Annotated in this window: 18 protein-coding genes; 5 read left to right on the top strand and 13 right to left on the bottom strand. The window is 63.2% G+C overall.

From position 1 onward, the window contains the following. Nucleotides 1-147: 147 nt before the first annotated feature. From groL to J2Y41_RS02630, 3 genes are all read right to left on the bottom strand, one after another. Nucleotides 148-1,761, bottom strand: a complete 1,614-nt coding sequence (gene groL, locus J2Y41_RS02640; protein ID WP_216925135.1) for a chaperonin GroEL — start codon at nucleotides 1,759-1,761, stop codon at nucleotides 148-150. An 84-nt stretch (nucleotides 1,762-1,845) separates the two neighbouring features. Then, nucleotides 1,846-2,142, bottom strand: a complete 297-nt coding sequence (gene groES, locus J2Y41_RS02635; RefSeq protein ID WP_011775524.1) for a co-chaperone GroES — start codon at nucleotides 2,140-2,142, stop codon at nucleotides 1,846-1,848. A 191-nt stretch (nucleotides 2,143-2,333) separates the two neighbouring features. Further along, nucleotides 2,334-2,762 carry a hypothetical protein gene (locus J2Y41_RS02630; protein WP_224088267.1) on the bottom strand — a complete coding sequence of 143 codons (429 nt, stop codon included), beginning with the start codon at nucleotides 2,760-2,762 and terminating at the stop codon, nucleotides 2,334-2,336. 67 nt (nucleotides 2,763-2,829) lie between these two features. Here J2Y41_RS02630 and J2Y41_RS02625 point away from each other — a divergent pair, with 67 nt between their 5' ends. Further along, nucleotides 2,830-4,056 (top strand): class I SAM-dependent methyltransferase, encoded by a 1,227-nt coding sequence (locus tag J2Y41_RS02625; protein ID WP_309925877.1) that lies wholly within the window; start codon nucleotides 2,830-2,832, stop codon nucleotides 4,054-4,056. Between the two features lie 6 nt (nucleotides 4,057-4,062). Here the strand turns inward: J2Y41_RS02625 and J2Y41_RS02620 are convergent, their stop codons facing one another. The 3 genes from J2Y41_RS02620 to J2Y41_RS02610 are packed head-to-tail and all read right to left on the bottom strand — an operon-like array spanning nucleotide 4,063 to nucleotide 6,222. Beyond that, complete coding sequence (locus tag J2Y41_RS02620) at nucleotides 4,063-4,875, bottom strand: shikimate 5-dehydrogenase (protein WP_309925875.1); 813 nt, start codon at nucleotides 4,873-4,875, stop codon at nucleotides 4,063-4,065. Nucleotides 4,876-4,914: 39 nt separating this feature from the next. Further along, nucleotides 4,915-5,037 (bottom strand): type B 50S ribosomal protein L36, encoded by a 123-nt coding sequence (gene ykgO / locus J2Y41_RS02615; protein WP_011775528.1) that lies wholly within the window; start codon nucleotides 5,035-5,037, stop codon nucleotides 4,915-4,917. 45 nt (nucleotides 5,038-5,082) lie between these two features. Beyond that, complete coding sequence (locus tag J2Y41_RS02610; RefSeq protein ID WP_309925873.1) at nucleotides 5,083-6,222, bottom strand: GTP-binding protein; 1,140 nt, start codon at nucleotides 6,220-6,222, stop codon at nucleotides 5,083-5,085. Between the two features lie 185 nt (nucleotides 6,223-6,407). On the opposite strand from J2Y41_RS02610, the gene J2Y41_RS02605 reads away from it, so the two are divergent. After that, nucleotides 6,408-7,559, top strand: coding sequence for a glutamate--cysteine ligase (locus J2Y41_RS02605; RefSeq protein WP_224164962.1), 1,152 nt, complete (start codon nucleotides 6,408-6,410; stop codon nucleotides 7,557-7,559). Between the two features lie 10 nt (nucleotides 7,560-7,569). On the opposite strand, the gene tsaD is transcribed toward J2Y41_RS02605, so the two are convergent. From tsaD to J2Y41_RS02575, 6 genes are read right to left on the bottom strand one after another with little or no spacing between them, the layout of a single operon-like run. Beyond that, nucleotides 7,570-8,697, bottom strand: a complete 1,128-nt coding sequence (tsaD, locus tag J2Y41_RS02600; protein ID WP_309925871.1) for a tRNA (adenosine(37)-N6)-threonylcarbamoyltransferase complex transferase subunit TsaD — start codon at nucleotides 8,695-8,697, stop codon at nucleotides 7,570-7,572. Nucleotides 8,698-8,734: 37 nt separating this feature from the next. After that, nucleotides 8,735-9,214: a ribosomal protein S18-alanine N-acetyltransferase gene (rimI, locus tag J2Y41_RS02595; protein ID WP_224088273.1), complete on the bottom strand. Its 480-nt coding sequence runs from the start codon at nucleotides 9,212-9,214 to the stop codon at nucleotides 8,735-8,737. 13 nt (nucleotides 9,215-9,227) lie between these two features. Then, on the bottom strand, nucleotides 9,228-9,899 hold the full coding sequence (gene tsaB / locus J2Y41_RS02590; RefSeq protein ID WP_224164965.1) for a tRNA (adenosine(37)-N6)-threonylcarbamoyltransferase complex dimerization subunit type 1 TsaB: 672 nt from the start codon (nucleotides 9,897-9,899) through the stop codon (nucleotides 9,228-9,230). Continuing rightward, a complete protein-coding gene (gene tsaE, locus J2Y41_RS02585) occupies nucleotides 9,899-10,528 on the bottom strand; it encodes a tRNA (adenosine(37)-N6)-threonylcarbamoyltransferase complex ATPase subunit type 1 TsaE (protein ID WP_309925867.1) in 630 nt (209 codons plus the stop codon). Before tsaE ends, tsaB begins: the two co-directional genes overlap by 1 nt. Next, complete coding sequence (gene alr / locus J2Y41_RS02580) at nucleotides 10,525-11,778, bottom strand: alanine racemase (RefSeq protein ID WP_224088277.1); 1,254 nt, start codon at nucleotides 11,776-11,778, stop codon at nucleotides 10,525-10,527. The genes tsaE and alr overlap by 4 nt, the downstream gene beginning before the upstream one ends. 50 nt (nucleotides 11,779-11,828) lie before the next feature. After that, nucleotides 11,829-12,923: a carbohydrate kinase family protein gene (locus J2Y41_RS02575; RefSeq protein WP_224088279.1), complete on the bottom strand. Its 1,095-nt coding sequence runs from the start codon at nucleotides 12,921-12,923 to the stop codon at nucleotides 11,829-11,831. 46 nt (nucleotides 12,924-12,969) lie between these two features. On the opposite strand from J2Y41_RS02575, the gene J2Y41_RS02570 reads away from it, so the two are divergent. Then, a complete protein-coding gene (locus J2Y41_RS02570; RefSeq protein WP_309925863.1) occupies nucleotides 12,970-14,346 on the top strand; it encodes a 6-phospho-beta-glucosidase in 1,377 nt (458 codons plus the stop codon). A gap of 3 nt (nucleotides 14,347-14,349) precedes the next feature. Here J2Y41_RS02570 and J2Y41_RS02565 read toward each other — a convergent pair whose 3' ends face one another. Next, nucleotides 14,350-14,883 carry an N-acetyltransferase gene (locus tag J2Y41_RS02565; protein WP_309925861.1) on the bottom strand — a complete coding sequence of 178 codons (534 nt, stop codon included), beginning with the start codon at nucleotides 14,881-14,883 and terminating at the stop codon, nucleotides 14,350-14,352. 123 nt (nucleotides 14,884-15,006) lie between these two features. Here J2Y41_RS02565 and mshA point away from each other — a divergent pair, with 123 nt between their 5' ends. Next, nucleotides 15,007-16,251 (top strand): D-inositol-3-phosphate glycosyltransferase, encoded by a 1,245-nt coding sequence (gene mshA / locus J2Y41_RS02560; protein ID WP_309925858.1) that lies wholly within the window; start codon nucleotides 15,007-15,009, stop codon nucleotides 16,249-16,251. A 105-nt stretch (nucleotides 16,252-16,356) separates the two neighbouring features. Continuing rightward, complete coding sequence (locus J2Y41_RS02555) at nucleotides 16,357-18,045, top strand: formate--tetrahydrofolate ligase (RefSeq protein ID WP_309925855.1); 1,689 nt, start codon at nucleotides 16,357-16,359, stop codon at nucleotides 18,043-18,045. Nucleotides 18,046-18,084: the final 39 nt, after the last annotated feature.

The following is an 18,084-nucleotide window of genomic DNA, read 5'->3' as shown; positions in this document are numbered from 1 at the left end:
GGCGCACCCAAGCCGCCGTATTAGCGTCAGGGTACCGCCGCCGTCGTAAGTCCCACAATAGGTCCCCGCGGCTCCGGGGAACCTGCGGGTTCCTGACAAAAAAGCCCTGGCCACACGAAGGTGACCAGGGCTTTTTTGAACAGGCTGTTAGTGCTGGTGGCCTGCGTGTGCGTCTTCTTCCTCGGCTGGCTTCTCGGCAACCAGGGTCTCGGTGGTGAGAACCAGGGCAGCGATGGAAGCGGCGTTGCGGAGTGCGGAGCGGGTGACCTTGACGGGGTCGATCACGCCGGCGGCGATCAGGTCCTCGTACTCGCCGGACTTGGCGTTGAAGCCGTGGTTGGCTTCGAGTTCGGAGACCTTGGAAACGACGACGAACCCGTCGAAGCCGGCGTTCTGCGCGATCCAGCGCAGCGGCTGGATCAAGGCGCGGCGGACGATGCCTACAGCTGCTGCCGCGTCACCTTCCAGGGCCTTGACGGCCGGGGACTCGTCCAGTGCCTTCAGGGCGTGGATGAGCGCGGAACCGCCACCGGAAACGATGCCTTCTTCAAGGGCTGCACGCGTGGAGGAAACGGCGTCCTCGATGCGGTGCTTCTTTTCCTTCAGCTCAACCTCGGTGGCTGCGCCAACCTTGATGACACCGATGCCGCCAGCCAGCTTGGCAAGGCGCTCCTGCAGCTTCTCGCGGTCCCAGTCGGAGTCCGTGCGGGTGAGCTCGGCACGCAGCTGGGCCACGCGGTCGGCAACGTCCTGCTCGGTTCCGGCGCCATCGACGATGGTGGTGTTGTCCTTGGTGACCGTGATGCGGCGAGCCGTACCCAGTACCTCAAGGCCAACAGTGTCCAGCGAAAGTCCAAGGTCCGGGGAAACAACCTGTGCGCCAGTGAGCGTAGCGATGTCCTGGAGCATGGCCTTGCGGCGGTCGCCGAAGCCGGGAGCCTTGACGGCGACGACGTTCAGGGTGCCGCGGATGCGGTTGACGATCAGCGTGGACAGGGCTTCGCCTTCGATGTCCTCGGCGATGATGAACAGCGGCTTGGAGGCCTGCAGCGCCTTCTCCAGCAACGGCAGGAATTCCTGCAGCGAGGAGATCTTGCCCTGGTTGATCAGGATCAAGGCGTCTTCGAGGACGGCTTCCTGGCGTTCTGCGTCAGTGACGAAGTACGGGGAGAGGTAGCCCTTGTCGAACTGCATGCCTTCGGTGAGGACGAGTTCGGTCTGGGTGGTGGAGGACTCTTCGATGGTGATGACGCCATCCTTGCCCACCTTGCCGAAAGCCTCGGCCAACAGTTCGCCAATTTCGTCGCTCTGGGCGGAGATAGCGGCAACGTTGGCAACCTGGGTGCCTTGCACTTCGCTGGCGTTCTCCAGGAGGCGGGCTGCGATGGCTTCGATGGAAACCTCGATGCCACGCTTGATCTCGCCAGGAGCGGCACCTGCGGCAACGTTGCGCAGGCCTTCCTTGACCAGTGCCTGCGCCAGCACCGTAGCGGTGGTGGTGCCGTCGCCAGCGACGTCGTTGGTCTTGGTGGCTACTTCCTTGGCCAGCTGCGCACCAAGGTTCTCGTAGGGGTCGTCAAGCTCAACTTCGCGGGCGATCGTCACGCCATCGTTGGTGATCGTGGGAGCGCCCCACTTCTTGTCCAGCACGACGTTGCGGCCGCGCGGGCCAAGCGTCACCTTGACAGTGTTGGCGAGCTTGTCGATACCGGCCTCAAGAGACCGGCGGGCAGCATCGTTAAAAGCAAGCTGCTTTGCCATGGTTGTGTCCTTTCAAGACAGAAAACCCGCACCGCAGAAGGTCGGAATGATTCCAACGCGGCTGCGGTGCGGGGCTCCAGGAAGTTACTTTACGACGATCGCAAGGACGTCGCGGGCGGACAGAACGAGGTACTCGTTGCCGCCGGTCTTGACTTCGGTTCCACCGTACTTGGAGTAGATAACGACGTCGCCAACAGCTACGTCAACCGGCACGCGGTTGCCGTTGTCATCGAAGCGGCCGGGGCCGATTGCAACAACTTCGCCTTCCTGCGGCTTCTCCTGTGCGGAGTCCGGAATTACCAGGCCGGAAGCCGTGGTCTGCTCTGCTTCGAGCGGGCGAACAACAATACGATCCTCAAGAGGCTTAATCGAGACCGACACTCGGACTCTCCTTTTCATGAGCTGATTCATGGACTAAGAACTAGGGTGCCGTGGCGTGCAACCGTCGTCGCGGTGCCGGTGGACGCCTGGCGTGATTAGCACCCTCCGGGGGAGAGTGCTAACAAGACTCTATGTAAGCGTTAGCACTCGGTCAAGGTGAGTGCCAGAATTTCGTCGTTGGTGAACTCCCGTTACCGCCCGGTGAGGTCATCCAGATCGTAGTCTTCGCCGTCGTCATCCTCATCCACAGGTGCTGATCCGCGATTCAAATACAGCACGACGGCGGCTGCCAGGGCCACGACGCCGGAAATCACCAGGGCGATAATCCCGCCAATGCGGGCCCCGCTGTAGAGGTCCCGGATATCGCGGGCTTCATCAGTAGCGTCGTTCACGCTCTTGCCTGTGACGGAGTAGGCAGCTGCATTGAATGAGTCCAGGACGAAGATGACGATCAGCAGGGCAACGCAGATTACCGCGATCACGGCCCCCGCGATCAAGGCAGGACGCGCAAACGCCACAAGGGACCGGCCGGCGGAATGCTCTGAAGCTCCCGGGGCAGCGGGGCGGTTCCCGCCCGGGTTGTTCGTGTCGGAGGGCTGCGGAGCTGCGTTGTCTTCCATGAAAACAACCCTATCGGGCTGATTCCCAACTCACGGCGTCAAGGCGCGCCCCGTTAGGCTTGATCCCATGTCTCATGCACCGCAGGAACAGATCGCACCCTTGCTGACCACTGAAGGATGGGAACTCCTTGCCTCGCTGGGGCCGTACCGCGAAGCCGATGCGTTCAGCATGAACGCCGATCTTCGAAAGGCAGGCCACTCCCCTGAGCTGGTGGCCGCGGTACTCACGCAGTCCCGGCTCCGAACCCGCGCCGAGGCCAAATTCGGCGAGTTCGCCCGCCAGATGCTGTTCACCCAGGCCGGACTCGAGCAGGCAACGCGCCTCAACGTCGCGGCCCGGCACGCCGAGCGTTTTGCCAAGGCCGGCATTTCCCACGTAGCAGACCTTGGCTGCGGTCTTGGAGCCGACTCCATGGCCTTGGCCTCAATGGACATTGCCGTGACTGCAGTGGAGATGGATGAAACCACCGCGGCCTGCGCCACGATCAACCTCATGCCCTTCCCGCACGCCACAGTGGTGCATTCGGATGCCACGTCAGTGGAACTGGGCGGGATCGACGGCCTGTGGCTGGATCCCGCACGGCGCACAACCTCGACGTCCGGGACAAAGCGGATCTGGGATCCGGAAGCATTCTCTCCCCCGTTGTCGTTCGTTGAAGGCCTGGCCGCAGCCGGCCGTGCGGTCGGCGTCAAGATGGGTCCTGGCATGCCCCACGACTCGGTTCCGGCGAACTGTGAAGCGCAGTGGGTCTCCGTAGGTGGCGACGTCACGGAGGTCACCCTGTGGTTCAACGCCGTGGCCCGCCCCGGGATCCGGCGCGCGGCACTTGTCATCGGCTCCCAGGGCGCTGCCGAGCTCACCAGCGGTGAGGATTTCGACGGCGGCCCGGTAGCCGCCGTCGGGCCGGTTGAGGGGTTCCTCTACGAGCCTGACGGTGCCGTCATCCGCGCAGGCCTGGTGGCCGACGTCGCAGAACGCCTGGGCGGCCACCTGGTGGATGAACATATCGCCTACATCTGCGCCCCGGAACTCCATGACTCGCCTTTTGCCAAGGCCTACAGGGTGCTGGAGGTCATGCCATACAACGTCAAAGCCCTCAAAGCCTGGGTGAAAGCGAACGGCATCTCGGTGCTGGACATCAAGAAGCGCGGCACCGCTGTCACTCCCGAAGAACTACGGAAACAACTGCTTCCATCCAAGCGCGACACCAAGCCCGCAAAAACGGCCACCCTGGTCCTCACCAGGATTGGCGAGGAAAGAGTGGCCGTTGCGGTGGAGCCCGTGACGTTCTAGGCCAGGTCAGCGGCGGGAGAATTCCGAGGCTTCGCGGACCTGGTCAGCACTCGGGCGGACGCCCGTGTACAGGACGAACTGCTCCTCCGCCTGGATGGCGATGACTTCCGCTCCAGTGATCACCGGCTTGCCTGCCTGCCGGGCAGCCGTGATGAGGGGCGTCTCGGAGGGTAGGGCGACGACGTCGAACACTATCTTTGCCGCCGCAATGGTTGCGTCGTCAAAGGACTGTGCCCTTTCGTCCGCACCAGCCATGCCCAGGGGCGTGACATTGATGATCAGGTCCGCCGTGGATCCATTGACATCGTCCTGCCAGGCGAAACCGTAAAGGTCCGCGAGCGCACGTCCTGTGGTTTCATTGCGGGCAACGATGGTCACGGACGTAAAGCCTGCATCGCGGAGGGCTGCGGCCACCGCTTTCGCCATTCCTCCGGCTCCTCGCAGCAACACGGTGTGGCTGCTGGGTACTTTATGGTCCTTCAGCAGGCGGGCAATGGCGATGTAGTCGGTGTTGTATGCGGTCAGGACGCCGTCGTTGTTGACAATCGTGTTGACCGAGTCGATGGCCTTTGCCGAGGGATCCATTACGTCCACTAGCGGGATGACCGCTTCCTTGTAGGGCATGGAAACCGCGGCTCCCCTGATGGGGAGGCCGCGGATGCCAGCCACTGCAAGAGTGATGTCCGCCGGGGCGAATGCCTTGTAGACAAAGTTCAGTCCGAGCAGGTCGTACAAGTAATTGTGGAACCTGGTCCCAATGTTGCTGGGCCGGGCCGCGAGCGAAATGCACAGGGACATGTCTTTGTTCAGGATTGGCATTCACCCATTAAACAACGGGCCCTTTGCGCTTCCGCGCCGTTAGCCCTGGCGGGCCTTCATTCGCGGGTTGTTCTTGTTGATGACGAACGTGCGCCCACGGCGTCGGACGATCTGCGCGCCCGGAATCTTCTTGAGGGCACGCAGTGAGTTCCTGACCTTCATGGTTTTTCTCCTTGTTGTTGGTGGGTTGGTTTTTGGGGTGGCTGGCTAAAATGCTTCGCTAAGTTCCAGGGGATCCTCCCAGACACCAAAGTCGAGTTCCATCTCTGCCTCCGTCAATTGGCAGCCCTCCAGAAGGGCGCGGATTTCCTGGGGGTCGATGTCCTCGGAGCGTCCGGTAATGGCCAGGACCGTTCCGCGGTCGCCGTAATTCGGGTGCCAGTCAAGGACGGCGTCGACGTCGGCTCCCACCTTGCCTCTGCGACCTGCGGCAGGTGCGTCCGCCAGCCAGGTTCCGGTGCTCTCAAGCCACACCCGGGGACCAATTCCCTGTACTGCAATCCGGGTCTTGGCGGCCGAGGCGATCCACAGGCGTCCGCGCAGCCAGTGGGTTCCGGCCGCGAGTTGGGGAAGTGCTTCACGGAAACGGCCGGGGTGCAGCGGCCGCCCGGCCTTGTGGAGGACGGTTCGGAAGGAACCGGGCGAATCATCCAAAGGCACGCAGACCACTCCGGGCCGGGTGCGTGCGGCCGCTTCGGCGTCGTCGAAGCAGCCCGATCTGAAGTCATCGGCCGCACCGATTGCTGCAGCGTGTGGTGCCAGCTGCCCGAGCAGCTCCACGCCAGTCACCCATTCTTCGGATCCCATGCGGGGATTTCCGGACAATTCCGCTCCCAAGCCCGGGTGCAACATGACTGTGTCCACCTGCCCGAACTCGCCGATCAGGAACTCGCCGCTGGTCCGTTCATCCTCCGGCATCGATGTGAAGCCGGATTCAAAGAGGGTGTGCCGGTCCCAGATGTGATCGTCGAGATCCACGGGGTCCAAGGCCAGGATGGCGTTGTCCATGACGGCAGGCTGGGTGAGGCCGCGCCGGAGTTCCGCGACTGCCATCCCTGCCGGGACGCCGGGTGGTAGGCCCAGGACCACGTGGTCGAACCCGCAAGCGGCGAGGCGCTCCGCCGTCGGTACGACATCCAGCTTGACCGTACAGCTGAGGCAACCGTGTTCCAGAACGGTTGTTTCACGCTCAAAGAGCTGGCCTCCCCTGTAGACGCGCCGCATGACCAAGGAACCATCCAGGAGGTCGTGAAGAACGACGACGGAGTTCGTGTGGGTTCGGCCAAGCCTGGCGGTGGCCGCTTCGCGGCACTGACTGTCCAGGGAGCTGACAACGGTGAGGTGCATGGAAGGATTCTAATTGAAAACCATTCTCATTAGCAATTCGCTTGCGGTGTGTCGCGGCGCTTAACTTCGCCCTGTCCGCAATCAGCCATGCTCCGGCTGCACTAGACTTGAGCCGACCGCTGACGGCCCCGCAGCGGGTTGCGTCCAGCAGAAAGTCCAGCAGAAACAAGCAACGAGGGGACTACGTGCAGATTGAGTTTGCGCCATCCAGGCAATCGACACTGGGTGTGGAATGGGAGTTGGCGCTCGTCAATGCACGCACCGGAGAACTGGTTTCAGTGGCGAACGACGTCCTCAAGGGTGTCGCTGCGAACCATCCGGACCTCAACGAAGACGACGAACACCCCCACATCAAGCGCGAACTGCTCCTGAACACGGTGGAACTCGTGACAGGCATCTGCGAAACGGTCAAGGAAGCCAAAGAGGACCTCAACCGCTCCCTCGCCGCTGTCCGCGAAGTCACCGACCCCATGGGAGTGGAGGTGTTCTGCGCAGGCAGCCATCCCTTCAGCCCTCCCCTGCTCCAGCCGGTCACCGACAAGGAGCGTTACGCCAAGCTGATCGAGCGGACCCAATGGTGGGGACGCCAAATGGTCATCTATGGTGTCCACGTCCACGTAGGCATCGATCGCCGGGACAAAGTACTTCCCATCCTGGACGGCCTGGTCAACTACTTCCCGCACTTCCAGGCACTGTCCGCCTCCAGCCCCTTCTGGGCCGGCGAAGAAACCGGCTACGCATCCCAGCGGGCCCTCATGTTCCAACAGCTCCCCACCGCTGGCCTGCCGTTCCAGTTCGAAACCTGGGAAGCATACGAGTCCTATGTCCAGGACATGTTCACCACAGGTGTCATCGACGCCATTTCCGAGATCCGCTGGGACATCCGGCCTGTCTACAACCTGGGCACTATCGAGATGCGCATTTGCGATGGCCTCGCCACCCTTGAGGAAGTGGGCGCCATCGCCGCACTCACACAGTGCCTCGTGGACGAGTTCTCCTCCATCCTCGACGCCGGCGGGAGCATCCCCACCATGCCGCCCTGGCACGTCCAGGAGAACAAGTGGCGTGCGGCGCGCTACGGCATGGAAGCCATCATCATCCTCGATGCCAAGGGCAACGAGCAGTTGGTCACCGAGCACCTCGCAGAAACTGTCGCACGCTTGGAACCCGTGGCAGCCAAGCTTGGATGCTCTGAGGAACTGGCCGACGTCATGAAGATCATTGAACGCGGCGCCAGCTACCAGCGCCAGCGCCGCGTGGCCGCCGAACACAACGGGGACCTGCAGGCAGTGGTCATGGACCTCGTACAGCAGATGCGTAAAGGCCCCGACGCATAGTTGGGTGGAGTTACGCAGCCACCGACACCGTAGTAACGGGCAAGGAGGAATCCGGCGCGAACGCTATTCCGCTGGGCCCGATTCCGGCCATGACCAGTTGAGCACCGAGGGCTGCCACCATGGCACCGTTGTCCGTGCAGAGATCCAGTGGCGGCACGTGCAACCTGATGCCCGCCGATACACACCGTTGGCCGGTCAATTCGCGCAGCCTCGAGTTGGCAGCAACACCTCCACCAAGGAGCACGTCGGTAATGCCGTGCTCCCTGCAGGCCAGGACCGCCTTTGAACTGATGACGTCCACCACGGCCTCCTGGAATGCCGCTGCGATATCGGCTACGGGTACTTCTTCCCCGCGGGCTTCGAATTGCTCCACGCACCGGGCCACCGCAGTTTTAAGGCCGCTGAAGGACCAGTCGTAGCGGTGCGGTCCTTTCTCCTCCGCGGTGCCCATGTATTTGGGCTGGGTGAGGCCGCGCGGAAAGCGGATGGACTTCGGGTTGCCTTGGCGTGCCAGCTTGTCGATGGCGGGGCCGCCCGGGTAGCCAAGGCCCAGGATCCGGGCAACTTTGTCGTAGGCTTCACCGGCGGCGTCATCGATGGTCGAACCAAGGAGCTCCACGTCATCTGTAATGCTGCGGATACGGAGGATCTCCGTATGGCCACCGGAAACCAGGAGTGCACCGAGGTTCTGCGGCAAGTGGCCGGCACCCAGGCCGGCGGCAGCACCGGCGTCGGGCCTTGAATCCAGCAGCCCCACGCCAACGTGCGCTACCAGGTGGTTGATCGCGTAGAGCGGCTTGCCCGTAGCCACGGCCAGGGCCTTCGCGGCGCAGACACCAACCATAAGGGCGCCCGCCAGGCCCGGCCCGGATGTGACAGCGATGGCGTCGATGTCCTCCAGAGTCACTCCGGCTTCATGCAGCGCTTCCTGAAGCGTGGGGACAAAGGCATCCAAATGGGCACGCGAAGCGATCTCAGGGATGACACCACCAAAGCGCACGTGCTCGTCCATGGAGGAGGACACCGTGTTGGTCAGCAGCGTTGTACCGCGCACGATTCCAACGCCGGTTTCGTCACAGGACGATTCGATGCCCAGCACCAACGGCTGCTTCGGCTGTTCTGGATAAGGGCCGCTCACGCGTTGGCTCCTTCTGTGGAATGTGACGTGTTCAGTGTCATGGGTTATTCAGGGGCAGGCGCATGATCAACGCATCCGTACCGTCCCGGTAATACCGCGGCCGGACATGGATCTGTTCGAATCCGAAACGCAGATACAGCTGCTGTGCACGGGGGTTGTCCGCGCGCACCTCCAGGAGGACGTCCGCCGCGTGACGCCGCCGCGCCTCCTCGATCAGCTCGGTCAGGATGGCAGAACCGATGCCTTTGCCTTCGAATTCGGGAACGACGGCGATCGTCTGGACGTCCGCGATCGGCTCAATGCACATCAAGCCGGCGTAGGCCACGATCTGGCCCTCAACCTGGGCCACCACATAGCGGCGCGTCTCCGGCTGTGACAACTCGTCGAAGAACATCTGCAGGGGCCAGGCATCCACGGGGAACAGTCGACGTTCCAAGGCTTCGACGGCCGGGACATCAGCCTCGGTCATATCGCGCAGGGAAACTCCTGCGAGTTCCAGTTTGGGTGGGAGTTTCATCGGTCCACTTCCATCACAGGGCACGCTTCCTGGGACCCGGCACCTGGGCATCCGATTCGCGCAAGTACAAAGGTGTGGAGTCCAAGAGCTCCTGCCCTGCCGTTATTCTGGCAAGCGCGAGCTGGCCAAGGGACGCCGCGTCCGGTTGTGCCTCGGCAAAGTCTTCGTCGGCACGGAGGACGTCGGCGTATAGTCCAGCGCCGGCCCCAAACACGGGCAGGTCCGGTAAGTCCGAGGCGAAACCCACATGCGGCCCGTCGATGAGCTGGGGAAGCTGGCCTTCCTCAAGGACGTACCGCGCCCAGTAGACCTCTTTGCGCCGCGCGTCAGTGGCCACCAGGAATTCGGGAACAGCCGCAGTGGACTCCGCTACTTCGAGGGCGATCGCATCAAGGCTCATCAACCCATACAGCGGCTTGTTCCAGACGAAAGCCAGGGTCCGTGCGGTGGCAATACCTGAGCGCAGCCCGGTAAACGGTCCGGGGCCCACGCCTGTGACTATCACGTCAATGTCCGCGCCGGTAACGCCGGCACCGGCCAGCAGCTTCCCGATGCCCGGCGCAAGGACTTCGGCATGGCTTCGGGTGTCCTCGGTGGAAAAGGAATCCACCACGCCTTCCATGGCAACATCCGAAATCAGCGCAGCACTGGCCACTGCCGAGGTGTCGATAGCCAGGATCAGCATCAGCGGCCTCCTTCGGAGATCGTGGTTTCAAGAAGCTTCGGCGCCTCGGCCCAGCGTGGGCCAAAACCGCGGAAAATGATGGTGCGCGGTTCGTCGTCGTCATCAGTGTCAAAGTCCAGGACCGTGCCGCTGTCCTCGACATGGATAGCCGGCACAACGCCTTCGGCACCCACAGACCGGTGAAGGTCCACTTCCAGGCGGCTGTCCGAGAGGTGCTCAACCCGGTCCCTCCCCCACTCCACCACGGTGACGGACGAGTCCATGGTGTTCTCGAGATCAATGTCATCGATCTCAGCAGCTGATTCCAGCCTGTAGGCGTCGACGTGGACCAGGTCCGGTCCACCGGGGCGTGGGCCATCCGGAAGGTTTGGGTGGATCCGAACCAGCACGAACGTAGGCGAGATGATCCCGGCACGTACGCCCAGGCCCTCTCCCAGCCCCTGGGTGAAGGTCGTCTTCCCCGCACCCAGCTCTCCGGTCAGGACAAGGAGATCTCCCGCCTCAAGCACCCCGCCCAGTGCTGCACCGAGCGCGTGGGTTTGTTCCGCCGTCGTGACCTTCAGGCTGCGTTCCCAGAATGGTTCGCCGCCTTTCAATGGTTCGCTTGGTTCGAGCAGTGGTTCGTTCATAGCGTCGCCGATTCCGATGCTGCCTGGGTGCCCTGGTGTACCTCCGGCAGCGCCGGAACCTCGTTGACGTAACTGCGGGGCACCCGCGGACTAATGCGGGTCACGATCTCATAGTTGATGGTTCCCGCTGCCGCCGCCCAGTCATCGGCGGTGGGGCCGCCATCGGCACCGTCGCCGAACATCACGGCTTCGCTGCCCTTAAGCCCGGCCGCTTCTTCAGGGGTGAGCGGTCCAAGATCAATCACCATCTGGTCCATCGCGATCTGGCCCACCACAGGGTAGGTGACGCCGTTAACGCGAACCGGACCGCCCGTGGCGATGCGCGGGACCCCGTCGGCGTAGCCCAGGGGAACCAGGCCCAGCGTGCTCTCCTGGCTGGTGTGGTACTTCAGGCCGTAGGAAACGCCTTGCCCCTCCGGGACCTTTTTGCAGTTGGAGAGGAGTGTGCGGACGCTCATGGCAGCGTGCAGGCCAAGTTCGGCGGAGGTGACTCCTTCGAAGGGCGACAACCCGTAGATGCCGAGCCCCACCCGGATGAGGTCGAAGTGCGAATCCGGCCGGGACAGCGCAGCGGGAGTGTTGGCGATGTGCCTGACCTCGGTATCGACGCCGGCATCCTCAGCGATGGCGAGTGCGTCACGGAAAACCGCCAACTGCTGGTCCGTTTCGGGCCGGTGCGGTTCGTCGGCCACCGCAAGGTGGGAGAAAATGCCCACAACGCGAAGCAGGCCCTCGTCCTGGTATTCCATGGCCTGGCCCACCAGCTGGTCCCATTCGGCGATTGGACAGCCGTTCCGGCCCAGCCCTGTGTCCACCTTCAAATGGACCCGCGCGGGACGCTCCTGTTCGCGGGCGGCCGCCACCACGGCGTCGAGTTCCCAACCGGAAATCCCGACGTCGATGCCGGCGGCAACTGCGGCTTGGAAGTTGCTTTCACGGGTGTGCAGCCACGCCAACAACGGTGCGTCTATGCCCGCTGCGCGCAAGGCGAGCGCCTCTGAAATGTGGGCGACGCCCAGCCAGGCCGCTCCGGCGTCGAGGGCTGCACGTGCAACCTGAACCACGCCATGGCCATAAGCATCGGCCTTCACCACAGCCATCACGGAGGCCGGGGAGGCGATCGCGACAAACTGGCGAACGTTGTGCCGCACGGCATCAAGATCGATCACGGCGGAACGCTCAAGAACCGCTGACTTTGCTATGGAGGCCTTGGACCCGATCCCGATATCTGCAGCTGCTTCGTAAGTCACCCTAGAGATTCTAGTGGTGCCGGGGAACGGGGGTTCAATTCCCCCCGTTCCTACTGGGCATCGGACAAGTGCGCGATCGTGGCGCGGGCGCGTCGCTGTGCTTCAGCGGGGATGTCCTTCACGATCGGTTCAAGGAAGGCGAAGCGCCGCAGCCACTGGCTCGATTGGCGTTCCTTCCGCGCGTTGGCACGCTGCCACCAGTCCGCGATGTCGCCCCAGCCAGGCGCTGCCAACGACCCACCGACTTGTTGGACAGCCAGCGAGGCACAGAGGTTCGCGAACCGCAGGCGGTCCCCCAATCGCCATCCTGCCAGGCACCCCACAATGAAGGCCGCCCCGAAACAATCGCCGGCGCCGGTGGGATCGTACGCGGACACGGGCAGCGATGGCACCCATTCCTCTTCGCCCGTCTCCGAGTCCACGGCCATAGCCCCCTGCGCGCCCAACGTCACCACAGCCACTGGAACGCGATCGGCCAGGGAATAGAGCGCCGCCCACGGATCGGTCTTGCCTGTGAACGCCATGGCCTCCGGCGCGTTGGGCAGGAAAGCGTAAAAATGTTCCAGTTGCTCCAACCTGCGCTGGGACCACTCTCCACTGGGGTCCCAGCCCACCACGCCGAAAAGTTTGGTTCCGGCGGACTTCGCCGCCAGCATCCAGGGTTCCAATTCCTCGCCCAGATCCGCGACGGCCGCGAGCGCCTTGGGTGGCTTTCCGATCAGGTCCGAGGCTTTGATCGGAGCCGGGTGCCCGTGGGTGACCATGGATCGATCCTGGTTCACGCACATGGACACCGTAACCGGCGAGTGCCAGCCCGGGACGCGACGCGACAGGGACAAGTCCACATGCTCCTGGCTTTCAAGGATCTGCCAGTTGTAATCCCCGTAACCGTCGTCGCCAAAGGCTGCCGCCAGGTTGGTCCTCAGGCCAAGCCGGGCCGCGGCGATCGCTTGGTTGGCAACCCCGCCCGGGCAGCTGCCCATGCCCTCGCTCCACACTTCAGTGCCGGGCTCGGGAGAGTGCGGGAGCCCGGTGAAAATGATGTCCTGGAAGACCGTTCCTGCCAGGAGAAGGTCGCATTGGCCGTCGCCCTCGGTGCGCACGGCGGCAAGGGGATCAAAACGTCGCTGGGGCATTGCGTCCATGCACGGCACACTACGCTGCGCCTTCCGGGCTGCATAGACTCGGATCATGCGGCTCATGATCGCCGGTGGCGGCGGCTTCCGGGTACCCCTTGTGTACCGTGCCTTATGCACGGGTCCATTCGCGGGACTGGTGCACGAGGTGGTGCTCTACGACGTCGATCCCGCGCGTCTCGCCGCCATCCAGGCAGTCCTCCGCGATATGCCCACGACGGAAGGTTCCCGGCCCGCCGTCGTGATTTCAACTGACCTGGGGCAGGCACTCACCGCCACCGATATGGTCTTCGCCGCGATCCGCCCGGGCGGAACGGCAGGACGGATCGCCGACGAACGCGTGGCCCTGGATCTCGGTTTGCTGGGCCAGGAAACCACGGGTGCGGGCGGCATCTCCTACGCCCTCCGCTCCATTCCGCACATGCTGGAGCTCGCCGAGGGAATGCGGCACTATTGCCCGGATGCGTGGCTCATCAACTTCACCAACCCCGCCGGGATGGTCACCGAGGCGCTTGTGCCGGTGCTGGGACGAAAGGTGATCGGTATCTGCGATTCCGCCGGCGGCCTGGCCCAACGCGCCGCACGGGCCGCCGGTTCACCCCTTCAAGAAGGAACGCTCGACGGCGTGGGCTACTTCGGGTTGAACCATCTGGGCTGGCTCTACAAGCTGGCACCCGACGGCCGGGATCTGCTGCCGGAGCTGTTATCGGATCGTGGGGCGCTGGAACGAATCGAGGAAGGGCGTTTGTTCGGCCAGCACACCCTGGAGAAACTCGGTTGCCTGCCCAATGAATACCTTTACTACTATTACCAAACCGAACAGGCGACTGAAGCCATCCTGACGCAACGCGAAACGCGTGGGGCGTCCATCCACCAGCAACAGAGCTCGCTCTACCCATCCCTTGTGGAAGCCTCGAACGCCTACGTCATGTGGGATGCGGCCCGGCGCTCCCGCGAGGAAGGCTACCTGGCCGAGGCCCGCACACACGGGGAGCACCGCGACGAGGAAGACCTCGCCGGGGGCGGCTATGAGCGTGTGGCTTTGTCCGTGATGCGGGCCCTATCCGGAGGCGGGACGGCGCAGCTGATCCTCAATGTGCCCAATTCACCCGTAGCCGGCTCTTCGGCACATGAGGCGGAAGTCGCCGTGCCCGGGCTGCCGGGGGACGCCGTCGTCGAAGTTCCCTGCGAGGTAACACCCGACGGCGCCCTGCCGCTTGCGCAGGAACGGCCCGGGGGCCAGTTCCTCACCTTGATGCAACACGTCAAGGAAGTGGAACGGCTGACGGTCAGGGCTGTCCGGGACGGTGACAGGGAGGCTGCACTGCAAGCCTTTGCTGCGCACCCGCTGGTCGGCTCGGCCTCGCTGGGCGCCCAACTCCTTGACGGCTACGAGGCAGCCTTCCCGGCACTGCGCGGACTCTGGAAGTGATTTCTAGAGCTTCCGGTACATCACGTGCATGCCGACGTACCCAATTTCAGGGTGGTCGAAGGCCTCGGGCACCGTGGCCAGGATGCGGAATCCCATGGATTGCCACAACCACACTGCCCGGACGTTGCTCTCCACCACAGCATTGAATTGCATGGAGCGGAATCCTGCCGCTTTGGCTTCCTTTAACGAGTAGGCACACAGCGCCCGTGCAATTCCCTGGCCCGAATGCCTGGAGCTGACCATATACCCGGCGTTCGCCACATGGCTCCCGCCGCCGGACTGGTTCGCATGGAACTCGCCAGTACCCAGCACCTCGCCTCCCGGGTGCGGCCCATCCGCAGTGCGCACGGCCACGAACGTTTGGCCGGGCGCTTCCTTCAACCATTTGGCACGGGCAGCTTCTTCGGTGGTGTCGCGGTCCCAGGTGAAGGTCTCCCCCTGACGGAGGATCGGCTCCATGACGGACCAGATGCCGGGCCAATCTTCGGGCGTGGCTGGGCGGATGTCGAAAAGGGTTTCTTGGCTCACAGCGCACACGCTAGCAGCCTTGTCCACATAGCCGGGATTGGCGCCATGTAGTGCCCGGCTTCAGGAGTAGTGTTTTCTGCAGGGCAAAAGTGGTTTGGCTTCAGAAGTTGGCTTCACGGGAAGGAGAAAAGTGTGCCATTGATCCGTCGGGTGGCATTCCTTTCACTGCACACCTCCCCCATGGAACAGCCAGGGGCCGGTGACGCTGGTGGAATGAACGTCTATGTGCGGGCTTTGGCCATGGCGCTGGCCGAGACCGGTGTGGAGGTGGAGATCTTCACCCGTTCCACCAAAGCCGGCCAGGCCGCCGTCGAGCATCCCGGACCCGGCGTATGCGTCCACAACGTGATGGCCGGACCCCGCCGGAAAGTCCCCAAGGAAGAATTGCCTGCCTTGCTCCACCAGATGGTGGAGGAGATCGATCGGATCCGGCAGCAGCAACCCCACGGCCGCTACGACATCATCCATTCCCATTACTGGGTGTCCGGGGTTGCCGGACTGGAATTGTCCGAGCTCTGGGGTGTTCCCCTGGTCCACACCATGCACACCATGGCCAAGGTCAAGAATCTTGTTCTTGAGTCCGGCGAGCGGCCCGAACCGCGGCGTCGGGAGGACGGCGAGCAGCGAATTGTTGATGGTGCCGCCCGCCTCATCGCCAATACTCCAGCCGAGGCAGAAGAGCTTGTCTCCCACTACGGAGCCGACATCGACAAGATTGACGTCGCACCTCCCGGCGTGGACCTGAAAGTATTCACGCCATCCTTCCGTCGCAAGTCGCGCGCCCAGCGGGATGTCAGGCCGGACAGTTTCCACATACTCTTCGCAGGCCGGATCCAACGTCTTAAGGGTCCCCAGGTCTTCGTCAAAGCGGCCGGTCTCCTGCGGAAGCGCAGGCCTGACATCGATCTGGAAATGACCATTCTGGGTTCGCTCAGCGGCGCCAAGGACTTCAACCTGCAGCACATCATCGAGGAGGCCGGGCTGGCCGACGTCGTCACGCATCGCCCGCCCGTTGTAGCGCCCGAGCTCGCCAGCTGGTTCCGCTCCGCAGACGTCGTGGTGATGCCCTCGTTCAGCGAGTCATTCGGACTCGTGGCCTTGGAAGCACAAGCGTGCGGCACCCCCGTAGTGGCCACCAACGTTGGTGGGCTCTCACGCGCCATTTCCGATGGCCGGACGGGCATCCTGGTAGATGGCCACGATCCTTCCGACTGGGCTGATGCCCTCGAGGATTTGTACGACGACGTACAGACACGCGAGGACATGGGCCGTTTGGCCGCGACCCACGCCGAATCCTTTGGCTGGCAGCGGACTGCTGCGATCACCTTGGAAAGCTATCGCGAGTCTGTTGGCGGCCTGCTGGTCCCCGGGCGGTGAACCTCACGCGGTTACTGGCTGGCGCCTGATAGATTGTCGCGCACAGCGTAGGCAGGGCGCCGAGCGTCAGCCCACACAGCGTAAGCACTAAGCCGAAGGACAACGATGTCTGAAAACAAGGGCCTGAGCGATCTTGAGATAGCCCACAACGCCACCATCCTGCCCATCGAAGAAATTGCGCGACGCGCGGGCATCAACGTGGACGCACTGGAACACTATGGGCCTTACAAAGCCAAGATCACTCCGGCCAAGCTTGTGCTCCCCGAGGGCAAGGCGCCCGGCAGGGTAGTCCTCGTTTCAGCCATGTCCCCCACCCCCGCCGGCGAAGGAAAATCGACAACCACAGTCGGTCTGGCCGATTCCCTTGCACGCGCCGGCCACAAAGTGATGATCGCGCTGCGTGAACCGTCACTTGGACCCATCCTTGGCATGAAAGGCGGAGCAACCGGAGGTGGATACTCCCAGGTATTGCCCATGGACGATATCAACCTCCACTTCACCGGCGACTTCCACGCCGTCACCTCGGCCAACAACGCCCTCATGGCACTCGTGGACAACCACATCTTCCAAGGCAACCAGCTCGGAATCGACCCCCGCCGCATGACGTTCAAACGCGTTATCGACATGAACGACCGCTCCTTACGGGAAATCATTATCGGGCTCGGCGGCCCTGCCCAGGGCGTACCCCGGCAAGACGGCTTCGACATCACCGTGGCCTCCGAAATCATGGCCGTATTCTGCCTGGCCGCGGACCTGGACGACCTCCGAGCGCGCTTGGGCCGGATCACCTTCGGCTACACCTTCGACCGCCAACCGGTAACTGTTGCGGATCTTGGTGTGGAAGGTGCCCTGACATTGCTCTTGAAGGATGCCATCAAGCCAAACCTTGTCCAGACCATCGCCGGGACACCGGCACTGGTACACGGTGGCCCCTTCGCCAACATCGCCCACGGGTGCAACTCCATCATCGCAACGCGGACTGCACAGCAACTGGCAGACATCGTGGTCACCGAGGCAGGATTCGGCGCGGACCTGGGTGCCGAAAAGTACATGGACATCAAGTCGCGCATCGCTGACGTGGCGCCGTCCGCCGTCGTTGTTGTGGCCACAATCCGTGCACTCAAGATGCAAGGCGGAGTTCCAAAGGACAAACTCAGCGAACCCAACGTGGACGCCGTAGCCGCCGGGGTGGAAAACCTCAAACGACATGTTGGCAATGTCGCCAAGTTCGGCATTTCGCCGGTCGTTGCCATCAACAGGTTCGCCACCGACACCGACGACGAACTTCAGTGGCTGCTGAACTGGTGCGCAGCGGAAGGCGTGGAAGCCGCCGTCGCCGACGTCTGGGGCCGGGGCGGAGGAGGCGACGGTGGCGATGAACTCGCGGCCAAGGTGGCAGCGGCAGTGCAAGGGCCCTCAAATTTTCACCACTTGTACCCACTGGAACTTTCTGTGGAGGACAAGATCCGGACCATCGTGCAGGAGATCTACGGCGCCGACGGAGTGGAATTTTCCGTCCCGGCACAGAAGCGGCTGGTGGACATCCAAAAGAATGGGTGGGGCGGGTTGCCCGTCTGCATGGCCAAGACGCAATACTCATTCACGGACGATGCGTCCAAGCTCGGGGCGCCAAAGGGATTCCGGGTACACGTGCGCGAACTCATTCCCAAAACGGGTGCAGGCTTCATTGTCGCCCTGACCGGAGCCGTCATGACCATGCCCGGGCTGCCCAAAGAACCGGCCGCCATGCGCATGGACGTCGGTCCCGACGGCAACCCCACTGGCCTCTTCTGACCTCCTTAAAAGCAACGCGGGGTCACTTACGGCCCATCC

The organism is Arthrobacter sp. 1088, assembly GCF_031455315.1.
Lineage (GTDB): Bacteria > Actinomycetota > Actinomycetes > Actinomycetales > Micrococcaceae > Arthrobacter.
Note: the sequence above shows the minus strand (reverse complement) of the source record. Positions and strands in the feature narration are given on the sequence as shown.